Origin of the sequence: Actinokineospora enzanensis DSM 44649 (assembly GCF_000374445.1) — a bacterium.
GTDB lineage: Bacteria > Actinomycetota > Actinomycetes > Mycobacteriales > Pseudonocardiaceae > Actinokineospora > Actinokineospora enzanensis.
This window is the reverse complement of sequence record NZ_KB894407.1, coordinates 96972-118053: the sequence shown is the minus strand read 5'-3', so window position 1 is coordinate 118053 and position 21082 is coordinate 96972. Positions and strand designations below refer to the sequence as shown.

Sequence of the window (21082 nt, the reverse complement as noted above, 5' to 3'; positions counted from 1 at the left end):
CAGGGAGATTCGGGAGAGCACATGACTCGTCGGGGGTCGCGTTTGCTCGGCGCCGTGCTGGCGCTCGCGTTGGGTGTTCCGTTGTCGGTGTCCGCCGCCGAGGCGGCGCCCGCCGGGGACACCTGTGCGGTGAAGTCACGGCCGACCGGCAAGGTGTTACAGGGCTATTGGGAGAACTGGGACGGTTCCTCGAATGGCGTGCACCCGCCGTTCGGCTGGGTGCCGATCAATGATTCCCGGATCGCGCAGAACGGTTACAACGTGATCAACGCCGCGTTCCCGGTGATCCGCGGCGACGGCACGGTGCTCTGGGAAGACGGAATGGACAGCACCGTCAAGGTGTCCACGCCGGAGCAGATGTGCGCGGCGAAGGACGCGGGCGCGACGATCCTGATGTCCATCGGCGGCGCGGCGGCGGGCATCGACCTGAACTCGGCCACCGTGGCGGACAAGTTCGTCGCCACCGTGGTGCCGATCCTGAAGAAGTACAACTTCGACGGTATCGACATCGACATCGAGACCGGCCTGACCGCGGGCGGCAAGATCACCCAGCTGTCCACCTCGCAGGCCAACCTGGTGCGCATCATCGACGGCGTGCTGGGCCAGATGCCGTCCGACTTCGGTCTCACGATGGCCCCGGAGACCGCGTACGTCACCGGCGGCAGCGTCACCTACGGCTCGATCTGGGGCGCCTACCTGCCGATCATCAAGAAGTACGTGGACAACGGCCGCCTCTGGTGGCTGAACATGCAGTACTACAACGGCAGCATGTACGGCTGCCACGGCGACTCCTACCAGGCCGCGACCGTGCAGGGTTTCAAGGTGCAGACCGACTGTCTCAACAGCGGTCTGACCATCCAGGGCACCACCATCAAGGTGCCCTACGACAAGCAGGTCCCCGGCCTGCCCGCGCAGCCGGGCGCGGGTGGCGGCTACATGAGCCCGTCGCTGGTCTCGCAGGCGTGGAAGAGCGTGGGCGGCCAGGTGAAGGGCCTGATGGACTGGTCGTTCAACTGGGACGGCTCGAAGGGCTTCAGCTTCGGCCGCAACGTCAAGGCCCTGCAGGGCCGGTGACCCCATGATCGTGGCCGGGCGCCGTCCGCGCGGGGTGGCGCCCGGCCACACCCCCGCTCCGCTCAGACGACCGGGCGGGACGGCTCGGCCGGTCCGTGCCGTTGCAGGTCCGCCCAGGCGCGGGCGAGCCGGTGCACCAGCTCGGTGATCGTCTCGGTGCGGAAGGTGACCGGCAGCCGCAGGTAGTTGTCGTGCGCGCCGGTCGGGTCGGTGGCCGAGCCGGGCACCGCCTCCACCCCGTGCCGCAACGCGACCTGGGCGAAGGTCTGCGCGCTGGTGCCGGGCAGCGCGACCCACAGCCCGGACCCGCCGTGCGGCTCGGTCCACCGCCAGCCGGGCAGGTGCGTGGCAAGCAGCGCGCGCAGGTGGTCCAGGCGGGCGCGGAGCACCTCGCCGCGGGCGGTGGCGATCTTGTCCAGGCGCGGCAGCAGCCGGGCCGACAGCGCCTGGTCCAGGACCGGGCTGCCCAGGTCGGCGCGCACCTTGTAGCGGGCGAGGCGTTCCACGATGGCCGCCGGGCCGCGCACCCAGCCGATCCGCAGCCCGCCCCACACCGACTTCGCCATCGAGCCGACCGTGAGCACCTCGGCGTTGCCGTGCGCGAACGCGGCCAGCGGCGGCGGCGCGGGATCCGGGGTCCGGCCGAGGAACCCGCTGTAGGCGTTGTCCTCCAGCACCGGCACGTTGTGCCGGGCGGCCAGCTCGGCCACCTGGCGGCGGCGCTCCTCGGACATCAGGGTGCCGGTGGGGTTGTGGAAGGTCGGCATCAGGTACGCCAGCACGGGCCGTTCCTCGGCGAACGCGGCGGCCAGCCGGTCGGCGCGCACGCCCTCGCGGTCCATCGGCACGGCGACCAGGCGCGCCCCGGCCGCGCGGAACACGTCCAGGCAGCCCGGCCAGCTCGGCGACTCGACCACGACCGTGCTGCCCGGCCGCAGGTACATCTGCGCGACCAGGCCGATCACCTGCTGGGCGCCGGTGGTGATCAGCACCTGGTCGGGGTCGGTGGGCAGGCGGGCGGCGGAGTAGTAGTCGGCGACGGCGGCGCGCAGCGGCGGGTAGCCGCGCGGATGGTAGCCGACGTCGCCCATGAGCTCGGCCAGGTCGGCGTCGTCCATGGCGCGGTACGCCTCGGCCAGCTCGGGCACGGCCGGTTCGGTGGCCAGCGCCAGCGAGATCATCGGTGCGGGCCCGGCGGCCCACCCGCGCGGGTCGCGGCCGGTGCCTGCTCGACCGCGGCGGCCGTGGTCGCTTGGCGCGCGGCGGCCGCTGACCCGGGTGCCGCTGCCGCGCACGCTGTCGACCAGGCCCTTGCCGCGCAGCTCGTCGTAGGCGGCGACCACGGTGGCGCGGCTGACCATGAGCAGCTTGGCCAGGTCACGCTCGGAGGGCAGGCGGTCGCCCGCGATGAGATCGCCCACCTCGATGCCGCGGGCGACGGCGCCCGCCAGCTTCCGGTACAGCGGCCCGCTCGCGGTCGTCCACTCCCCCAGGAGTTCCACCAGGCGGTCGGCTTCGGCGAGGCGGTCCATGGGCTCGACCGTACCGGGCACGGTCGGCGGGAAACCCGGTCCATTTGCCGGCTAATTGGCCTGATCGTCCCGTCATCCGCGTGATCTCGTGACCGAAAGGATCACCGGCCGGGTGGTCGGTTTTCCGTGCGGTGCAAAGAATCTGCCCGGTCGTCGTGCGGTCGTGTTCGGGAAAGGCGGCCGGAATGGCCCGCGCCCGCGGGTCATCTGTACCGGGGTCCGGCTTATCCGGGCTGGTCGGGCGGCAACACGAGGGCGCGGAACAGGCGGTCGAGGTCGGCGCCGGGGTCCGCGGTGAGGCCGGGGTGCGTCGGCGAGGTCTGGACCAGGGTGCTGCGCGGCGCGGTCAGCCAGCGGAACCGCTGCCCGATCGGGATGGCGGACACCGGGGCGCGGCCGTCGCCGCCCGCACAGGCGCCGTCGAGCACGGCCAGGGTGTCCGCGAGCACGTCCAGGTCCAGCGCCGGGTCCAGGGCCAGCAGCCTGCCGCGGTCGACGTGCGTGCGGCAGCCCAGGTAGTCCAGGTCCTTGCAGTAGAGCAGGACGCCGACGTTGAGCGCCTCGCCGCGGTCCTGCCGCGGGACGGCGCGCAGCAGCGCGTACTCAAACACGTGCGACACGGGCCGCCTCCACCTCCGCCAGCCAGCGCGGCGCGTCCGCCAGCCGGGCGTCGAAGTAGGCCCGGTAGGCCGCGCGGGCCGCGTCGGGCGTCTCGAACACCGGGTCCAGCCACTCGTCCGGGACCAGCCACAGCGCGCGGTCGACCGCCTCGGGCACGCGCGCGGACAGCTCCGCGTGCGCGGCGTCGACCGGGCCCGCCGCGCGCAGCATGACGTGGTCGGCCGGATCCCAGCGGTAGGTCGCGGCGGGCGCCCAGCCGGGCGCGAAGCGGTGGTGGAAGTACAGCGCGGCGCCGTGGTCGATCAGCCACACGTCGCGGTGCCACAGCAGCAGGTTCGGGTTGCGCCAGCTGCGGTCGACGTTGAGCGTCACCGCGTCCAGCCACAGCACCCGGGCGGCCAGGTCCGGGCCGGGATCGCGCACGGCCGGGGTGAAGTCGAAGGAGCCGGGCAGGTAGTCGGAGCCGAGGTTGCGGCCGCCGCTGGCGCGCAGCAGCCCCTGCACCTCCTCGTCCGGCTCGGCCCGGCCGAGATCGGGGTCGAGATCGACCAGCACCAGCTCGGGCACCCGCAGGCCGAGGGCACGCGCCAGCTCGCCGACGACGACCTCGGCGGCCAGCGCCTTGAGGCCCTGGCCGGCGCCGCGGAACTTCAGCACGTACATGCCCAGGTCGTCGGCCTCGACCAGACCGGGCAGCGAGCCGCCCTCGCGCAGCGGCGTCACATAGCGGGTGGCCGCGACCGCCCGCAGGGACGCCACCGGGGATTCCGACACACCGCCCATCATGCCGGTGTCGCCCTGGTCGGCGGCGCGCCGGGGGCCACCCGAACGCGTGAGCCGATCGGTGGCGAGTGGACTGTGCGGGACCGCCCCGGGCTTGTACGGTGCGGTCATGTCGCAACCGCCGTACCGCCGTGACCCGCGCGATCCGCGTGCCCGCGACCCGCAGCAGGGGCGTCCTGACCAGGGCGGGGGCGAACCGCGGCAGTACGGCCACACGCGGCCGTACGAGGCGCCGTACGGCGAGCAGGGCGAGCACGGCGACTACCGGGAAAACCCGTACGGTCAGGATGCCTACGACCCGTACGGCCAAGGGCAATACAACCAGGGTCAGTACCGGCAGGATCCGTACGGCGGACAACAGGGTCAGTACGGGACGGACCCGCGCGCGGCCGGGCAGTGCAACCGGGGCCCGGACCGTGGTTCCGAGCAGTACAGCCGCGCTCCCGAGCAGTACGGTCAGCCCGGTCGTGGCAGTGAGCCCTATCGGCCGGAGCCGGAGCGTCCGCGCGCGGCCCCCGCTCGGTCCACGCAGGACGTGCGCCCCCAGGTTCCCGAGGAGTATCGCGATTCCGGCGGCGGTGGCGGCTTCCGTGTGCCCGGTATCGGGTTGGTGCTGGCATTGCTCGGCACCGTCGTGCAGGTCCTCAGCCTCACCGTGCTGCCCTGGGTCGCGCAGGGCGGTGACCCTCGCTCGCTCATGCAGCTGTGGGACGCGCTGTCCGACGGGCAGCCGCGCGGGTTCGCCGACTGGTACCTGCTGTTGTTCAGCTACCCGCTGGTGATCCTGGGTCTGCTGCTGACGTTCGCGGCGGTGCTGGAGTCGGTGGCGATGAAGGTGGTCTGGGCGGGCCTGGCGATCATCGGCGTGGGCTATCTGCTGCTGCGCTACGGCCTGGCCCCGGTGACCGGCATGTTCGGCGTCGACAAGCACTTCACCACCCGGGATGTGGTGGTGGCACTGGCGGCCGTGGCGGCGGCGGTCGTGGTGGTGTTCGTGCTCAAGTCGGCGGTGACGATGTTCCGCCGGGTGGCGGGTCTGGTGCTGATCGGACTGTCGGTGCTGCACGTGGTGGCGCTGAGCGACCTGGTGGGCGGTTTCAGCTCCCTGCACGACCTCGGTATCGGCGCGTTCGGCCCGGTCGCGGGCTACCTGTTGACCGGCGTCGCGGCGCTGATCGGTCCGCGGCGGTTCGTGCCGGGCGCGTGAGCCAGTGCGCGGGCAGGCGCAGCCGCTCGGGCAGGCGGGTGTCCTGGCCGCCGCGCGCGGAGTCCACTTGGGACTGGGTGAGGAACAGTGCGGTGGCCAGGTCCGCGCCGTCGAGCCGGGCGTTCCGCAAGTCCGCGCCGGTGAGGTCGGCTCGGTTCAGGTCCGCGTTCCGCAAGTCCGCGCCGAGGAGCACGGCGCCGCGCAGGCTCGCGCCGCGCAGCTTGGCACCGCGCAGGTCCGCGCCGATCAGCAGGGCGCCTCGGCGATCGACCTTCTGTCCGATATCCGCACGTGCCAGTTCGCTGGCCTGACGCAACAGGGAGTTCACGGCCTCGCGGTGCTCGGTCACATCCAGCCGCGCGAGATCGTCGACGGTGCCGCCGGTCAGCCGTTCGGTCTCGGCGAGCGCGGCACGCAGATCGGCGTGGATCGGTCGCGCGGCGTCCAGAGTGGCGGCCTCGGTCAGGTAGTAAAGAAGTTCGTGCAGGTCCCGCATGACCGGGAACACCTCGCGCGCCCGCGGTGACGGCCGCCCGCCGAGCGTGTCCTGGGCGACCTTCTGGCCCGCGCCGAAGCAGTCGTAGACCGTACAGCCTGCGAAACCGCGGTCGCGAAGCGAGTCGTGCACGCCGCAACGGTGGTCGGCCAGCAGGTTCGGGCACGGCGTCCCCGCGGGCTTGTCGATGGCGAAGTCGGCCGAGGCGGCGAACGCGGGAACCACGCAGCAGAGCGCGAAACACCGCGCGCAGTCGGCCCGCAGCTCGGCGAACGGATCAAACTCGGTCACCCGTTCCCCTCCGACCAGGACAAACCATCATTGCGACAACCACGACGACAACCGCTAAAGCGACAAACACCACAGCGACAAACACCGTGGCGACAGCTGGTACGGCACCAACCCGCCCCGGCGACAAACCACTGGAATCGCCCACGCTACCCGGCGTTCCCACACCGTGGACACGCGACCCGACACCCGACCGCGGCCAAGTGGTCCAGACCGGGCGGCCCGGGTCCCGGCGACCGGCAACGACTCCCCGGGGACTTGCGCCTCTGGACACGCCGCCCGCCCCGCGTCCAGCCCCCGGACCGGGCTGACGATTCCCAGTTTTTGAGGGTTTTCCCCCATGCTCGACGCCGGGTGGCTGCCTAGGGTCCAACCGAGATCATCGCCGGACCGTGAGGGAGACCGCCATGACCGCGCCGCCGTCGTCGACGCCCCGGGTGGCCGACCGTCCACTGTCCACACTGCCGATCCGCTTCCGCGGCTCCCGCGGCGCGCGCGGACCGGTCACCCTCGGGCAGCACAACGTGCTGCGCTGGCTCGGCTCCGACGGCGACCGCTCGGACGTGCTGCCGGTGTTCATCGAGCTGCGCGCCGGGCACACGCTGGCCGAGGTGATCGGCGCGCTCGGCGTGCTGGTGGCCCGGCACGAGGCCCTGCGCACCCGGTTCGAGCTGGACGGACCCGATGGTCCAGTCCAATCGGTGCAGGTCGACGGCGAGATCGAGCTGCAGCTGCACGAGGTCGTCGGGGAGCGGCTGCCGTTCATCGGCGAGCTGGTGTGGCGGCAGATCGCGGTCCCCTTCGACGTGGTGGACGGGCTGCCGCTGCGGGTGCTGGCGGTGACCGAGCACGCCGCACCGATCGTGATCGTGCTGCTGTTCTGCCACGCCGCGGTGGACGCGGCCGGGGCGGCGATCGTCGGCGAGCAGCTGCGCGCCCTGCTCGACGGCCGCGACGACTTGGCCGAGGAACGCGGCCACCAACCGCTGGACCAGGCCGAGTGGGAGCAGTCCGAGGTCGGCAGGCGGCGCACCCGGTCCGCGCTCAAGTACTGGGACACCCGGTTGCGCCAGGTCCCGCAGGCGATGTGCGCGCTCCCGCCGCACCCGCGCGGCGTCCCGGGACAGGTGGAACGGCGGATGGTCTCCACCGCCGTCGCGTCCGCGCTGCGCACGCTCGCGGGCCGCACCGGCGCCAGCCACTCCACCGTCGTGCTGGCCGCCACCGCCGCCCTGCTCGGCGTGTACACCGCGACCCCGGCCGGGACGATGGTGTCGATCTGCGGCAACCGGTTCCGCTCGGCCTGGCGGGAGTACGTGGGCCCGCTGGCCCAGGACGCGCTGGTGCCGTTCACCCTGGACGACGACGCGCTGTTCGACGACCTGGTGCGGCAGGTGCAGGCGACCACGATCAACGCCTACCGCTACGCCCAGTTCGACTCGGTGCAGCTGTGGGAGGTCATCAGCGCCGTCGGCCACGACCGGGGCAGCCACTTCCACCGCGACGCGGTGTTCAACGACCTGGGCGCGGCCGGGACCCGGGCCGCCGAGGACGCGCCGGAGGACGCGGTGGCCGCGCTCGCCGACACCCGGCTGGAGCCGATGCCCGACCGGATCCTGCCCACCGCGTTCCTGCTCACCCTGGGCGGCGTCGGCGAGGCCGAGGCCGACCTGCGGCTGCACGCGGACACCGCGCGCTTCCCGGACGTGGACGGGATCCTGCTGGCCGTGGAGCGCCTGCTGGTGACGGCGGCGACCGGGGACGTGCGGCTGCGCGACGTGGCGACGCTGACCGGGTTCGCGCCGGTCGAGCGGGACGAGCGCTGGCAGGTCATCGACTCGTCCTGGGTGGACACCGGTGCCGTGCGGGCGCTGCTGGACCAGGTGCTCAACGAGCTGCCCGAGCCTGCGCGGGCGCGGGTGGACATCCAGGACGGTCGGATCGTGGCGCACGTGGCCGCCGACTGCACCCCCGAACGGCTGCACGCGGCCATGCTGGCGCGGCTGCCCCGGCACCCGGCCGTGCTCGCGCCGCATCACTATGTGGTCCACGACACTGACGGATCAATCCGGGCCGAAGGGAGTGGCCGATAGGCCACTAGTAGCGTGTCGCTGACGGTTTGCGCGGAAGCCGGTAACCTGTCCTCGACAATCGCACCCAGGCGATTCCCGTCATTCGATCGCGAATCAGGGGGTCCGGATGGGAGAGCCCACCCGCGAGCGTCTGACCGGTCGCGAGCAGGAACTTTCCGCGCTGCGGCGGTCACTCGACGCGCTCGCGGCAGGCCGACCCGGGATCGTCGCGATCCACGGTGAACCGGGAATCGGGAAAACCCGGCTGCTGTCCGAACTGGCCGCCCTGGCCGATTCGCGGGGTATCCCAGTACTTTTCCCCGAAGTGTCTCGACAGTGGAATGAACGGACCACCGACCTTCCCGGCGCGGTGCTCGCCGTCGACGACGCGCACGGCGCCAGCGGACTGGACGGTGTACTGCGCGCCCCTCCCCCGGCACCCGTGCTGCTGGCCGTCGCCTACCGCGACGGCTGCCTGTGGCTGCCCGCCGCGCTGGCCCGCTCGCCGTGGCCGGTGACCCGGCTGCCGCTCGGCCCGCTGGGTCCGGCCGACGTGCCGGGCGTGCCCACCCATCAGGCGGCCCTGTTGGTGGCGGCGAGCGCGGGCAACCCGCTGTTCCTGCGCGCGCTGGGCCGGGTCGGGACCGAGGTGCTGTCCGCGATCACCGACCCGCGCAGGCTCGGCGAGACCCCGCTGCCGGACCACGTGCTCGCGGTCGCGACGGACGAGCTGGACCGACTGCCGGAGGCGGTGCGCGAGGTCGCGTTCGCGGTGGCGACCGCCGGAACACCCGCCGACGTCGAACTCGTGGTGCGCGTGGCGGGCCTGCCGGAGTCGGTGACACTGCGCGCGTTGGACGAACTCGTGGCGTATGGCCTGGTCACGGCACACGGCTCCCGCCTGGCGTTCCGCCACCCGCTGGTCCGCGCCGCCACCTACCAGGCCGCGGGCGTGCGCTGGCGCACCCTCGGCCACCGCCGCGCAGGCGAGTACCTGCGCGCCCACGGCGGCCCTCTCCCGCTGCGCGCCTTCCACGCCGCCCGCACGGCGGGCTACGGCGACATCGAGACCGCCGAGACCCTCGCGGCGGGCGCGGCGGCCGTCCTGGAGACCGCCCCCGCCACCGCGGCGGCCTGGGTCGGCCGGGCGGTCGAGGTCCTCCCGGACGACCGCGTCGGCGAGCTGCTGCCCCTGCTCGGCCGCGCCCTCAGCCTGTGCGGCGACCTGCCCCGCGCCCGCGACGTCCTGCACACCGCCCTGGCCCTCGACGTCCCGTACGCGGTCGACGGCGACCCGCGCCGACCGATGGTCGAGACCGGTCCGGCCATGGTGGACGAGGCGCCGACGCAACCATTGGTCCACAAGCGACAGAGCAGAGTGGATGCCGTGCGGGCGTGCGCGCGGACGGAACGGTTGCTGGGGCGGTACGCCGAGGCGAAGGCTTTGCTGGAACGGGAACCGGTTCGCGGCCTGGCGGCCGAGCGGGCGACGGTGGCGTTGTTGACCGGCGAGACCGGCGAGTGCGTACGACTGGCGCGGCAGGCGGTGGTCGAGGGCGACGAGGTCGCGGGCCACGTACTCGGCGCGCTCGGGGCCGTGCGGGGCGGCACGGACACACCGGACCTGGGCGCGGTGGTGCGGTTGGTGGACGGGTTGCCGGACGCGTCGGTCGGCGATCACCTGTCGGCGCTGGGGTGGCTGGAGCTGGAATCCGATCGCCTGTCGGACGCCGGGCGACATCTGCGGCGGGGCTTGGATTTCGCCCGTGCCACCGGACGCCGGTCGACGTTGCCGACCCTGCTGGCGGCGGACGCGGCGCTCGCGGTCCGGTCCGGGCACCTGGATCGCGCGCGGGTGAGCGCGGACGAGGGGGCACGGGTCGCCCGGGAGCTGGGAAGTCCCGAGTTGGTCTCGCTGGCCGCGACGGCAGGCTTGCCCGCGGTGCTGTGGCAGATGGGGCCGGAGGAGGCGTTGGCCTCGCTGCCGGAGCCTCGGTCGGCCTGGCTGATCGAGCGAGTCGGGCTGACGGTGGCGGAATGTCTGCTGGCGACGGGCGATGCTTCGGCCTGCGTCGACCATGTCCGTCGGCGGGTGGGCTCGGACCTGGCGGGCGCTTCCGGCGGTGCCCGGTCGCGGTGGGCCGCCCACCTGGCCGTCGGCTTAGCCGAGTCCGGCCGCGAGGACGAGGCCCTGCCCATCGCCGACGACGCCGTCTCCCGATCCGGCGGAGCCCCGCACGCCCACCACGCCCGCTCCCTGGTCCTGGCCCGACTCGACGAACTCCCCGCCGCCCGCGACGCTGCCCGACTCGCCTTGCGCGGCACACCGCTACGCATGGCCCGAGTCCGCGAGTTGTTGGCCGAACACCTGGCAGGCCTGGGCGAACTGACCGCCGCCCGCGCCGAACTGGGCCGAGCCAAGGAGGCCTACCTGGCCTGCTCCGCCGCCTGGCTCTCGATCCGCATCCGCACCACCGAGGCCCGCCTGGGCGCCCGAGCCCCCCGCCCCCGCCGCCCCCTGGGCAGCGTGGAGGCGTTGTCCGGCCGCGAACTGGAAATCGCCGAACTCGTCGCCGCAGGCCTCACCAACCGCGAAGTGGCCACCCGGTTGTACCTGAGCCGGAAAACGGTGGAAGGCCACCTGGCCCGAGTCTTCACCAAACTCGGCGTCAAATCCCGCATCGGCGTAGCCCAACGCCTGGCCGCCCGACCCCACTAGTAGCGTGTCGCTGCTAGCCACCCGCCCCGACGGGAAGTGCGTCCATCAACCGCTGCCAGAGGAAGGGTTGGCCTTTGGTCGGGGGGCGGATGAGTTCGTTGGGCAACACGGTCACGCCCCAGCTGGCGAGCTTGGCGAGGTTTTCGCCGAAGCCTGGATGCGCGGCGAGGGTTGCCTTGGCATAGGGGGCGACGTGGACGGGTAGGCCGAGGCCGATCGACTCGTTGAGGATCCCGAGGGCGAAGGTGTCCGAGATGCCCGTGACCCACTTGTTGATCGTGTTGAAGGTCGCGGGCACCACGAGCACCGCGTCGGCCCTCGGCAGGCTCGCGGTGTCGTCCGGGTGCCGGAGCGCGCTGTGCACCGGATGGCCGGTCAGGTCGGCGAGTACGCCGCAATCGATCCAGGTGGACGCGGTCGGTGTGGGGACGACGCACACGTCCCATTCGCGTTCTCGCAACAGATTGACGGCCGTGGTCAAGTCGCGGACCGGCGGCGCGGCACAGGCGACCAGGTAGAGCATCATGCCTCCACCCCAGCACGACGGGCCAGCGCCCGGAGACCGGGAGTGGTGCCATGCTGTTCCCGGGACAACAGAGTGCCGATCAACCCCCGGGCGACGATGTTGCGAGACACAGCCTGGTTTGCGACCCGTTCCGCTTCGAGCAGGTGCAGCACCGCAACCGAGTCATCCCGCGCCGTGACCGCCGTCCGGCCGAGGTCGAGGTGGACCTGCGCACGTCGACCGACCAGCACGGCGGGCATCCGATCCGTGTCGATCACCGCCCCGAGGGACCGCGCGTGCTCGACACTGCCCGACTGCGCGGCGACGGACAGTTCATGGATGGCGACGTTGGTCGGGCCGAAACCGGTCCACAGGTGGTTCGCGTCGACCCGCAGTTCCTCGGCCAATGCTCGCGCCTCGGCCAGCAATGCCTGGGCCGTGCTCGTCGCACCGCTGCGCGCGAACATGACCGCCGACAGCAATACCAGCGCACCACGCGCCGAGACGTTGTGCGGATGTTTCTCGACGTTGCGGGCAAGGTCGTCAGCTGCCTCGGCGGCGACAGCTTGGGCGTGGTCGGTGTTGCCGCTGCGATGCAACGCGGCGGCAACCTGATACCGGGCGACGCCGATCAACGCCGGATTCCCGACCTCGCACGCCGCCCGATGCGCGCGGTCGGCGGTCACCCAGGCCAGATGAGTATCGCCGACCTTTGTCGCGAGCTTGGCCGCCGCGATATAGCCCGCCGCTCGCCGTGCCGCACCGGTCGATCGTTCGTCGAACCCGGCGATGACGCCCGGCAGGATCCGGCAGACTCCGTCGTAGTCGGCATGCTGGTAGAGCCGATGCGCCCGCAGGACAGCCTTCCCCGAATCAACCGACGCCATGTCGGCAGGCCGCGCCCCACCACCGAAGATCACCGCACGTAGTCGTGACAGCGTTTCAGGCCCCGGCGCGGAGGGTGACGGGGCTGACGTCGGCACGTGTGCCTCAGCCGCCTGCGTGAACCAACCGCCCACCTCATCCGGGCCGACCTTGAGCAGTGCTGCCGTCCTGAGGCGCAGGTCGGGACGCGGCGAGAACCGACCGTGTTCCCACCGCTGGACGGTCAACCGGGTCACTCCCAGGGCCCTGGCGAGTTTCTCTTGTGTGTAGCCATTCGCCGAGCGCACCTGAGCCAGCCTGCTCTTACCTGCGGACACGCGGCCCAGTGTGGCACATCGCAACCGATGAATGGGCAGCAGACAAGGCAACCGAGGACGTGCCGCACAAACGATGCTTTTGTGATGCTTTCGACAAACCGCACCCGAACTGATGGAAAATGGCCGCGCCCATAGCCCTTTCGAGTGATCCGATCGCGGGAAACAAGCAGGTCAGCACGGCGAACGTAGCGGGCGCGATACGGGACGAGACTCGACTTGGCCGACCCTGTCGACTTGGATCGTTCGCGTTACCACGACATTCCGCTACATCCTCCGAACCACAGAGAGGCCAGCCTTGTTGCAAAACCCCATGGTCGACGTCTACACCACGATCGGCTCCGGCTGCGACATCTCGTACAAGATCAATAATGTCGATGACGTCGAGTTCACTTTCGGCACATCGCAGGACGGCAGCACGCTGATCATCGAGGGCGGTGCCCTGCGCGAGCTCATCGGCACCGGCGAGAAAGCCTTGGCCGAACTCGCGCAAGCCGAACAGGAGTACCTGCGCGGCCAGGCGAGCTGACTCCCCGACGCACCCCGGTCGACGCGCGAACATCCCGATGCCGTGTCGCGCGTCAACCGGGGTGATCGCACAGCTGCCCGGTCGGATCTCGGTTGGCGGCGAAACGGGTGAAGTGGCGGGTGGCCAGGAGGATGAGGGCGCCGCCGAGGATGAACCAGGGGTTCCAGAGGTAGAGGCTCCACCGGGTTTGTGCCGGACCCGTCTCCGTCGCGACGCCGCCCAGGTTGGTGGCGAGTGCCAGTTCGATCAGCACTCCCCGGAGCAGGAGCAATCCGCCGATCAGGTAGCCGAGCAATGTGGCCGCGCGGCGGAGATAACCCCGAGGGCGCCAGTGGGACAGAGCGAGAGTGAACACCGCGCCCAAGAGCAGCAATGCGGCCACGCCCCAGAGACCCGCCAGGACGAACCACGTCGGCCGGTTGGCAGCGAGGGTCGGGCCTGCCGAGACGGCGAGACCCAGAGAGCCGCCGAGGGCCCAGTAGAGGTGCAGGAGGGCGAAGACGGTGCACCAGGTCGCCGCCGCGTGCCCCCAGTGGCGCGAAGTGATCAGCACGATCGGAGCAACGTGCCAGGCGCGCGGCGGGTTCCGGGGCAATCCGGCCGCCGACCACGTCCGGCATCCCTAAGGGAATGTTAGGTTGCGTCGCCACGTCTTGTGACCCAGCCGACACCGCCCGCACTGTGGTTCCGATCACCGACGATCGGAGGAGCGCAATGGCTGTCCTGGCGGACGCCCGCGAGCGGCGGGTGGTGGCGAACATCGCCAAGGGGTCGATCGGGAACCTCATCGAGTGGTACGACTGGTACGCCTACACCGCCTTCTCGGTGTACTTCGCGGCCACCTTCTTCCCCAACGGCGACCAGACCGCACAGTGGCTCAACACCGCCGCCGTGTTCGCGGTGGGGTTCCTGATGCGGCCGATCGGCGGGTGGCTGTTGGGCCGGTTCGCGGACCGGTTCGGCAGGCGGACGGCGCTCACGCTGTCGGTGACGCTCATGGCGTTCGGGTCGCTGCTCATTGCCCTGACCCCGGGCTACGGGACGATCGGAGTATCCGCACCCGTATTGCTCGTGTTGGCACGGCTGTTGCAAGGCCTCTCCGTCGGCGGCGAGTACGCCACCTCCGCCACCTACCTCTCCGAGATGGCCTCGACCGGGCGGCGCGGCTTCTACTCCAGCTTCCAGTACGTGACGCTCACCGCCGGTCAGCTTGTCGCGTTGGCGTTGCAGATCGTGTTGCAGAACCTGTTGACCACCGCCCAGATGGAGAGCTGGGGCTGGCGGATCGCGTTCCTCGTCGGCGCGACCGGGGCGATCATCGTGATGTACCTGCGGCGCACGATGGACGAGTCCCCCAGCTTCGAGGCCGAGAAGACGAACGCGGCGCGCGGCACGCTCAAGGCGCTCATGCGGCACCCGCGCTCGTGCCTGCTGGTCGTGGGCCTCACCCTCGGCGGCACGGTCGCGTTCTACACCTATACGACCTACTTGCAGAAGTTCATGGTCAACACCAGCCACATCCCGAAGAGCACCGTCGCCTGGATCAACTTCCTGGCCCTGGTCGTGTTCGTGATCCTGCAACCGATCGCGGGCGCGCTGTCGGACCGGATCGGGCGCAGGCCGCTGCTCCTGGGATTCGGCGTTCTCGGCACCCTGGTCACCGTGCCGCTGTTGACACTGCTCGCGGGTACACGCGAACCGGTGCTCGCGTTCCTGCTCATGCTGGGCGCGCTGATAGTCGTCACCGGCTACACCTCCATCAACGCGGTGGTGAAGGCGGAACTGTTCCCGGCACGGGTGCGCGCGCTCGGCGTCGGTCTACCGTATGCGCTCACCGTCGCCATCTTCGGCGGCACGGCCGAGTACATCGCCCTGTGGTTGAAACAAGCCGGACATGAATCCCTCTTCTACTACTACGTTGCGGGCTGTGTGCTGGTGTCCCTCGTGGTCTACTTCGTCATGACCGAGACGTCGCACGACTCCCCGCTCGAAGACCGGGACTAACCATGCGTGTGCTGCTGGTCGAGGACGACGACGGGGTCGCGGGCGCGGTCGGCGAGGTGCTCGCCGCGCACGGCTACCCGGTGTGCCGGGTGACCCGGGGCGCGGACGCGCTGATCCGGCACCGGGACGCCGACGTGGTGCTGCTCGATCTCGGCCTGCCCGACATCGACGGCCTGGACGTGCTGCGCAGGCTGCGCAAGGTCGCCCCGACCCCGGTGGTGGTGCTGACCGCGCGCGGCGACGAGCGCAGCGTGGTGCGCGGCCTGCGCCTGGGCGCCGATGACTACCTGGTCAAACCCGTGCGGCTGATCGAGCTGCTGGCCCGCGTGGAGGCCGTCACCCGGCGGGCCCGCGCGGGCACGGCCGGGCGGCCCGGGGTGGTGACCGTCGCCGACGTGGTGGTGGACCTGGACGCGCGCGCGGTGACCGCGAGCGGCGCGGTGGTCGCGTTGACCCGGCTGGAGTTCGACATCCTCGCGGTGCTGGCGCGTCACCTCGGGGTGGCGGTCAGCAGGCAACAGCTCTTGGACGAGGTGTGGGGCGACGCGTACCTGGCGGTGTCGCGGTCGCTGGACGTGCACATGGCACAGTTGCGGGCGAAGCTGGGCAGGCCGGGGCTGGTGCGCACGATCCGCGGTTTCGGCTACCGCCTGGAGGGCTGACCCGTGCGCAGGCGCCTGCTGCTGGTGCTGCTCGGACTGTCGCTGGCGGCGCTGGCCGGGTTCGCGTTCCCGTTGCTGCACAGCACGTCGGCGGAGCGCACCCAGCGGTTCGTGATCAGCCGGACCGCCGACCTGGACCGGTTCGCCGAGCTGGCGGGCACGAGCCGGGATCGATTGTGGGCCGAGGTCCGCGCGCACGTGGACCTCTACGGCGACGCGGTGGTGGTCGTGGACGCGCGGCGCTCGCCGGTGCTGGAGTCCGGGATGCGGGCCGACGAACCGGCGGTGCGGGCGGCGTTGGACGCGGCGTTGCGCAACCAGCCCGCCGAGGTGCCGCCGGACATCCGGCCGTGGTCGTCGGGCGAGGTGTTGTTCGCCCGACCGGTCGGGAGTGGGACAAGGGTCACCGGGGCTGTCGCGTTGCGTTCCGCCGTGGACCGGGCAGCGGCCGATGTCGGGACGCGGTGGTCGTTCGTGCTGCTGGGCGTGCTGGGCGCGGCTGTTGCGTTTGTTGCGTTGGCGTTGCTGTTGTCCCGCTGGGTGTTGCGTCCCGTCGCGGAACTGGAACGCGGCGTGCGGGCGGTCGGCGGCGGCCCGAGCGTGGGCACGCACGTCTCCCCCGAACTGGGACCACCGGAGCTGCGCGGGTTGGCGACGTCGTTCAACCGGATGTCGGACGCCGTGGCCGAGTCGGCGCAACGGCAGCGCGCGCTTGTTGCGGACACGTCCCACCAGTTGCGGAACCCGTTGGCGGCGTTGCGGTTGCGAATGGACCTGCTGGCCGACCGGGTGCCCGGGAGCGCACGGGAGACGTACTCGTCGATGGTCGCCGAACTGGAACGGCTGGAATCGCTGCTGGACGCGCTGATGACGCTGGCATCGGCCGACACGGTGGCGACGGAACTCGTCGCCGGGACCCGTTCCGGGACGGGATGCGACGCGGCGACCGTGGCCAGGGAACGGGTCGACGCCTGGTACGGCGCGGCCGACCGGGCCGATGTGTCCATCGTGGAGGACTGCGCGCCCGCCGCGGTGGCCTGCCCGGACTCGGACCTGGCGCAGATCCTGGACGTGCTGCTGGACAACGCCATCAAGTACGCCCCCGGTGGCACGGTCACGATCACCACCCGGCGCGCGGGCGACCGCGGCGAGATCATCGTGCACGACGACGGTCCGGGCGTCCCGGAACACGACCTGCCCCGGCTCACCGAACGCTTCTGGCGCGCGGGCAACGGCACCACCGGCACCGGCCTGGGCCTGGCGATCGCCGAACGGCTGAGCACCGCGCACGACGGCGGCCTGCTGATCACCCGCCGCGAGCCGCGCGGCCTGGCGGTCACCATCGACCTCCCGGGAGCCCGCGCATGATCACCCGACGCCTGTTCCTGCTCGCCGCCCTGGCCACCGCGGGCTGCGCCTACACCACCCCGACCAGGACCGTGCGCGTCGCGGCGGGCGAGTCGGGCGGCTTCTACGTCGAGTTCGCCCGCCTGCTCGCGGCGGAGGTGAACGCGGCCGACCCGGCCACCCGCACCGAGGTGGTGGAGACGCTCGGCAGCGTCATGAACGTCGAGCAGGTCGCCACCGGCCGGGCCGACCTCGCCCTCGTCCTCGCCGACACCCTCGCCGCCGCCCGCGCGGGCGCCACCCCGTTCCCCCAGCCCCTCCCGCTGACCGCGCTGGGCCGGGTCTACGAGAACTACATGCAACTCGTCGTACGCGCCGACAGCCCGATCCACGCCCTGCCCGAACTCGCGGGCCAGCCGGTCTCGGTCGGCGCCGCGGGCTCCGGCGCGGCCCTCTTCGGCGACCGCCTCCTGACCACCGCGAACGTCTCCGTCGCCGTCGACCACCACCCCCTCGCCGACGCCGTCACCGCCCTACGCGACGGCCGCGTCCGCGCCCTCCTCTGGTCCGGCGGCCTGCCCACCCCGGCCCTGACCGGCCTGGACGCCGAAACCGGCATCCGCCTCCTGGACCTCGGCGCATTCGTCCCCGGCCTGCGCGCCGCCCACGGCCCGGTCTACGACGCGGTCACCATCCCTCCCGGGACATACCGGGACACCACCGAGATGACCACGGTGGGCGTGCCGAACATGCTGGTCCCCGCCCCCGGCCTGCCCGACCCGGTGATCCGCACGGTGGTCCGGGTCCTGGTGGAACGCGCCACCCACCTCGTCCCACAACAGGCCCTGGGCACCCAGTACCTGGACGTCCGCTCGCTGATCGACACCGCCCCGATCCCCCTGCACCCGGCGGCCGCGGCGGCCTACCGCGAACTGCGGTAACTCGGCCTCGGCTTCGCCGAGGCGGCGGGATCGCCTTCAGCCGGTCTCTTCCCACCCGATCACGTGCGGCCCGGGGGCCGAACGCGATCGGGTGGGAAGAGACCGGCGCGATCCCGCATAGTGGGCAAGTTGGGGGTAGTCAGGTTGAGGGGTAAGGGGTGGAGTGGGGGTAGGGGTGGTGGGGGTACGGGTGGAGTGGGATCGACACCGTACGAATCCGGTGCACGTAGTCGCCGTTGTGGTCCGCCGGGATCGGCTGAACGAGCACTACAGTGTACGGAGTGGCAGGTCCACCTCTGACGTTCTCCACCGCGTTGCGGATCCTGGGCAAACACGAGTCGAGACTGCTCGAACGGCTTGATCAGGCCCTCGGCGCGACCATCCTCGCCGCAGGCGTCGGGTTGGCGACCGTTCCGGCGACGGCGCCGCCGCTGGTGATGTTCGCATTGGTGTGGGGCTGGGTGGACCAGAAGAACCAGGCCGTGGCCTTGTTGCGGGACCTCGTCTCGGGACTGTCCCGCCGGTTGGGGCGGACCCGGGGGCGGGAACGACGCGACCTGATCGAGGCCGCGCACAGCGTGATCGTGGTCGCGGCCTTCCTTGAGGTGCTGGCGGAGACCATCGGCCGGAAAGCCAGGGCAGCCGTCGAGAAACGACGCGAGCAGCTGTTGCTCAGCAGCGAGACCACGTTCCGCCAGCTGTACCGTTCCGAGATCCCCGCCCCCGATGTGCGGCGGGGCTTTCGCGAGAATCTCCAGCCGATCGAGGAGTGGGTCGAGCACGCCCTCGACATGTTCACCATGTTCGCCGGACTCGACACGACGCCTGAGGACCCGCCGTTCGCGAAGCGGGTCCTGGACCGCTACCAGACGCACTACCTGGTCCTGGCGCGGGAAGTCCCCGAGTTCCTGATCTGGTCCCTGCTGGGCGAACACGCCACGACCCGGGCGGCGATCACCGACATCGCGGCCGAACTGCGCGACCGGCTGGACTCCCAGGGCGGGGCGCTGGACCGCCTGGAACGCCTGCTCGCGGTTCCCGACCTCGACGACACGACCGGCTCGCTCGCCGCCCTGCAGCGGGCCAATCGCGCCCTGCTGACGCGCCCGGTCGTGCCCGCGGACCCGGAGCACTACGGCGCGGGCATCGTGTTCCCCACCGTCGACCGGGCCTTCATCCGACCGCGTTACCGGACCGCCCTGTGGTCACGGGATTTCCGACCGGCGGACGAGGACTGGTGGCGCGACCATCCGGTGCGCGACGACCTCGACCTCATGCTCGTCGGGCACATCACCATGCCGGAGGCCGCCCGGACCCCGCTGCTGATACTCGGGCACCCGGGTGCCGGGAAGTCGTTGCTGACGAAAGTGATCGCGGCCCGGTTGCCCACCGAGTCCTACACCGTGGTCCGGGTACCGCTGCGAGTAGTGGCCGCGGACGCGCCGATCGCCACGCAGATCCAGCAGGCGCTGCTGCACGCCACGAACTCCGACATCCCGTGGGCACGGCTGGCCGAGGACAGCGCGGACACGATCCGGGTCGTGCTGCTCGACGGCTTGGACGAACTGTTACAGGCGTCGGGGCACGACCGAGTCGACTACCTGCACGAGATCGAGCGGTTCCAGCGGGTCGAGCACGAGCAGGAGCGTCCGGTGGTGGTCATCGTGACCTCGCGGACCCTGCTGGCCGACCGGGTCGCCATCCCGGTTCGCTCGGTCGTGGTCAAACTGGAGGACTTCGACCAAGCTCAGATCGCGGCCTGGCTGGCGCGGTGGGCGGAGGCCAACCGAGCGTCGATCGCCGCGGGGCGGGTGCGCGGGCTGACCGAGAACGAGGCCGTGGTCCACCACGATCTGGCCCGACTACCGCTGTTGCTGCTGATGCTCGCCCTGCACGCAGCCGACCCGGGCACGCCCCCGCTCGGCGCCGAGCTGTCGAAGTCCGCGCTCTACGAGCAGGTCCTCGACAACTTCACCCGGCGCGAGGTGCACAAGGGACGGATCCCGCCCGGCCGGACCGTGGCATCGGAGGTCGCCGCGCAGCTGGCCCGGCTCGCGGTGGCCGCGCTGGCCATGGTCAACCGGGGCACCCAGTACATCCACGAGGACGCGGTGCGCGACGACCTCGACGTCCTGGTCGGCGAGCCGGTGGACCCTGGCAAGCGCGTGCTCGGCCGGTTCTTCTTCGTGCACACCGCCGAGGCGCTCGTGGGGACGACCCGACGCGCATACGAGTTCCTGCACACCACCTTCGGCGACTACCTCGCCGCCCGGTACGTGCTGGATGTCCTGCGCGTCATGTCGGCCGATGACGACGAGCGGTTGCACGCACTGCTCTCGCACCAGGTGTGGGCCACTCGACAACCCGTTGTGGACTTCGCCGGGGAGTATTTCGAGCAGCTGCCCGAGGACGAGCGAACCCTCACGCGGCTCACCCTGGTGGAGTTGATCCGCACATACCGCACGCGCGTCCGCACTCCAGGCAGGTACCGGCCCACCAAGCCGGACTTCGTCCGTGCCACGGCCGTGTACTCGGTGAACCTGATGACCCTGTTGGTCGCGTTCAGCGACACCCTGACCCTGACGGAAGTGTTCGGCGGGACGCCCACGGCGGCCCTGCGGACGTGGCGGTCGACGCTGTCGCTATGGGAGAGCCTGGAGGAGGGCTCGTGGCGGACGGTGCTCGGGCAGTTCACGGTGACGGAGGACCTGGCCGTGCGGGGGTTGTTCGGTGCCCGCTGGCAGATGACCGAGGGCTACGCGGACCTCAGCCTGGCCAATGTCGGCCTGCGCCGCGAGCGAGCCCGCCTGCTCGGTCTCGGGCTGGCCGTGACGGGTCAGGTGGTCGACGACCAGCAGCACTGGGTCGACTCGGCCCTGGCTTGGATCGCGGGCCTGCGAGCGGGTCTCCATTCCGGTACCTCCGGATTGCCGATGCCGCCACCGACCGCGTCCCCCGAGGACGCCGACCGGGTCGCCCGGGCCATCGAGGACCTGCCCGACGCGATTTATGAGCGTCTCAGCCCACCCGCGCCCGACGATGAGCCTGGACACTGCCGCTGAAGACGTCCAGACGACTCGGCGGGCGAACCGAGCGTCCTTTC

The 21082-nt window shown here is 71.5% G+C and carries 17 protein-coding genes; 10 read left to right on the top strand and 7 right to left on the bottom strand.

Annotation, left to right across the window (positions count from 1 at the left end; all coding sequences use genetic code 11):
• The first annotated feature begins 21 nt into the window (after positions 1-21).
• On the top strand, positions 22-1074 hold the full coding sequence (locus C503_RS0108725; RefSeq protein ID WP_026316097.1) for a chitinase: 1053 nt from the start codon (positions 22-24) through the stop codon (positions 1072-1074).
• Positions 1075-1136: 62 nt separating this feature from the next.
• Here the strand turns inward: C503_RS0108725 and C503_RS0108720 are convergent, their stop codons facing one another.
• The 3 genes from C503_RS0108720 to C503_RS0108710 form a co-directional block, all read right to left on the bottom strand.
• Positions 1137-2606, bottom strand: coding sequence for an aminotransferase-like domain-containing protein (locus C503_RS0108720; RefSeq protein WP_018681806.1), 1470 nt, complete (start codon positions 2604-2606; stop codon positions 1137-1139).
• A gap of 224 nt (positions 2607-2830) precedes the next feature.
• Entirely contained in the window at positions 2831-3226 is a 396-nt protein-coding gene (locus C503_RS0108715) for a DUF3037 domain-containing protein (RefSeq protein WP_018681805.1), read from the bottom strand.
• The gene (locus C503_RS0108710) at positions 3210-4121 is read right to left on the bottom strand and encodes a HipA family kinase (protein ID WP_018681804.1); all 912 of its coding nucleotides are present in this window, start codon (positions 4119-4121) and stop codon (positions 3210-3212) included. Before C503_RS0108710 ends, C503_RS0108715 begins: the two co-directional genes overlap by 17 nt.
• Here C503_RS0108710 and C503_RS48460 point away from each other — a divergent pair.
• Positions 4120-5217: a hypothetical protein gene (locus tag C503_RS48460; protein WP_018681803.1), complete on the top strand. Its 1098-nt coding sequence runs from the start codon at positions 4120-4122 to the stop codon at positions 5215-5217. The two genes, C503_RS0108710 and C503_RS48460, sit on opposite strands and share 2 nt — an antisense overlap.
• On the opposite strand, the gene C503_RS0108700 is transcribed toward C503_RS48460, so the two are convergent.
• Complete coding sequence (locus tag C503_RS0108700) at positions 5108-6004, bottom strand: pentapeptide repeat-containing protein (RefSeq protein ID WP_018681802.1); 897 nt, start codon at positions 6002-6004, stop codon at positions 5108-5110. The two genes, C503_RS48460 and C503_RS0108700, sit on opposite strands and share 110 nt — an antisense overlap.
• 404 nt (positions 6005-6408) lie before the next feature.
• Between C503_RS0108700 and C503_RS0108695 the strand changes: the two genes are divergently transcribed.
• Both C503_RS0108695 and C503_RS0108690 read left to right on the top strand, forming a co-directional pair.
• Complete coding sequence (locus C503_RS0108695; RefSeq protein ID WP_018681801.1) at positions 6409-8094, top strand: condensation domain-containing protein; 1686 nt, start codon at positions 6409-6411, stop codon at positions 8092-8094.
• 106 nt (positions 8095-8200) lie between these two features.
• Positions 8201-10792, top strand: a complete 2592-nt coding sequence (locus C503_RS0108690) for a LuxR C-terminal-related transcriptional regulator (RefSeq protein ID WP_018681800.1) — start codon at positions 8201-8203, stop codon at positions 10790-10792.
• Between the two features lie 13 nt (positions 10793-10805).
• Here the strand turns inward: C503_RS0108690 and C503_RS0108685 are convergent, their stop codons facing one another.
• Positions 10806-11318 carry a flavoprotein gene (locus C503_RS0108685; protein WP_156893083.1) on the bottom strand — a complete coding sequence of 171 codons (513 nt, stop codon included), beginning with the start codon at positions 11316-11318 and terminating at the stop codon, positions 10806-10808.
• Positions 11315-12499, bottom strand: coding sequence for a helix-turn-helix domain-containing protein (locus tag C503_RS38665; protein ID WP_169514516.1), 1185 nt, complete (start codon positions 12497-12499; stop codon positions 11315-11317). The genes C503_RS0108685 and C503_RS38665 overlap by 4 nt, the downstream gene beginning before the upstream one ends.
• 310 nt (positions 12500-12809) lie before the next feature.
• Between C503_RS38665 and C503_RS0108675 the strand changes: the two genes are divergently transcribed.
• Complete coding sequence (locus C503_RS0108675) at positions 12810-13025, top strand: hypothetical protein (protein WP_018681797.1); 216 nt, start codon at positions 12810-12812, stop codon at positions 13023-13025.
• 52 nt (positions 13026-13077) lie between these two features.
• On the opposite strand, the gene C503_RS38660 is transcribed toward C503_RS0108675, so the two are convergent.
• The gene (locus C503_RS38660) at positions 13078-13578 is read right to left on the bottom strand and encodes a DUF3995 domain-containing protein (protein ID WP_018681796.1); all 501 of its coding nucleotides are present in this window, start codon (positions 13576-13578) and stop codon (positions 13078-13080) included.
• A gap of 161 nt (positions 13579-13739) precedes the next feature.
• Here C503_RS38660 and C503_RS0108665 point away from each other — a divergent pair, with 161 nt between their 5' ends.
• The 5 genes from C503_RS0108665 to C503_RS0108645 all read left to right on the top strand — a co-directional run bounded on the left by C503_RS0108665 (position 13740) and on the right by C503_RS0108645 (position 21041).
• Positions 13740-15029: an MFS transporter gene (locus tag C503_RS0108665; protein ID WP_018681795.1), complete on the top strand. Its 1290-nt coding sequence runs from the start codon at positions 13740-13742 to the stop codon at positions 15027-15029.
• Between the two features lie 2 nt (positions 15030-15031).
• On the top strand, positions 15032-15691 hold the full coding sequence (locus tag C503_RS0108660) for a response regulator transcription factor (RefSeq protein WP_018681794.1): 660 nt from the start codon (positions 15032-15034) through the stop codon (positions 15689-15691).
• A 3-nt stretch (positions 15692-15694) separates the two neighbouring features.
• Positions 15695-17059: a sensor histidine kinase gene (locus C503_RS0108655; protein ID WP_018681793.1), complete on the top strand. Its 1365-nt coding sequence runs from the start codon at positions 15695-15697 to the stop codon at positions 17057-17059.
• Positions 17056-17979, top strand: coding sequence for a TAXI family TRAP transporter solute-binding subunit (locus C503_RS0108650; protein WP_018681792.1), 924 nt, complete (start codon positions 17056-17058; stop codon positions 17977-17979). Before C503_RS0108655 ends, C503_RS0108650 begins: the two co-directional genes overlap by 4 nt.
• A 281-nt stretch (positions 17980-18260) precedes the next feature.
• Positions 18261-21041, top strand: coding sequence for an NACHT domain-containing protein (locus C503_RS0108645; protein WP_156893082.1), 2781 nt, complete (start codon positions 18261-18263; stop codon positions 21039-21041).
• Positions 21042-21082: the final 41 nt, after the last annotated feature.

Excerpts from the sequence above, each read along its gene's own strand:
- C503_RS0108725 (WP_026316097.1), top strand. The coding sequence starts at position 22 with ATGACTCGTCGGGGGTCGCGTTTGCTCGGCGCCGTGCTGGCGCTCGCG.
- C503_RS0108720 (WP_018681806.1), bottom strand. The coding sequence starts at position 2,606 with ATGGACCGCCTCGCCGAAGCCGACCGCCTGGTGGAACTCCTGGGGGAG.
- C503_RS48460 (WP_018681803.1), top strand. The coding sequence starts at position 4,120 with ATGTCGCAACCGCCGTACCGCCGTGACCCGCGCGATCCGCGTGCCCGC.
- C503_RS0108710 (WP_018681804.1), bottom strand. The coding sequence starts at position 4,121 with ATGACCGCACCGTACAAGCCCGGGGCGGTCCCGCACAGTCCACTCGCC.
- C503_RS0108695 (WP_018681801.1), top strand. The coding sequence starts at position 6,409 with ATGACCGCGCCGCCGTCGTCGACGCCCCGGGTGGCCGACCGTCCACTG.
- C503_RS0108690 (WP_018681800.1), top strand. The coding sequence starts at position 8,201 with ATGGGAGAGCCCACCCGCGAGCGTCTGACCGGTCGCGAGCAGGAACTT.
- C503_RS0108685 (WP_156893083.1), bottom strand. The coding sequence starts at position 11,318 with ATGATGCTCTACCTGGTCGCCTGTGCCGCGCCGCCGGTCCGCGACTTG.
- C503_RS0108675 (WP_018681797.1), top strand. The coding sequence starts at position 12,810 with ATGGTCGACGTCTACACCACGATCGGCTCCGGCTGCGACATCTCGTAC.
- C503_RS0108665 (WP_018681795.1), top strand. The coding sequence starts at position 13,740 with ATGGCTGTCCTGGCGGACGCCCGCGAGCGGCGGGTGGTGGCGAACATC.
- C503_RS0108660 (WP_018681794.1), top strand. The coding sequence starts at position 15,032 with ATGCGTGTGCTGCTGGTCGAGGACGACGACGGGGTCGCGGGCGCGGTC.
- C503_RS0108650 (WP_018681792.1), top strand. The coding sequence starts at position 17,056 with ATGATCACCCGACGCCTGTTCCTGCTCGCCGCCCTGGCCACCGCGGGC.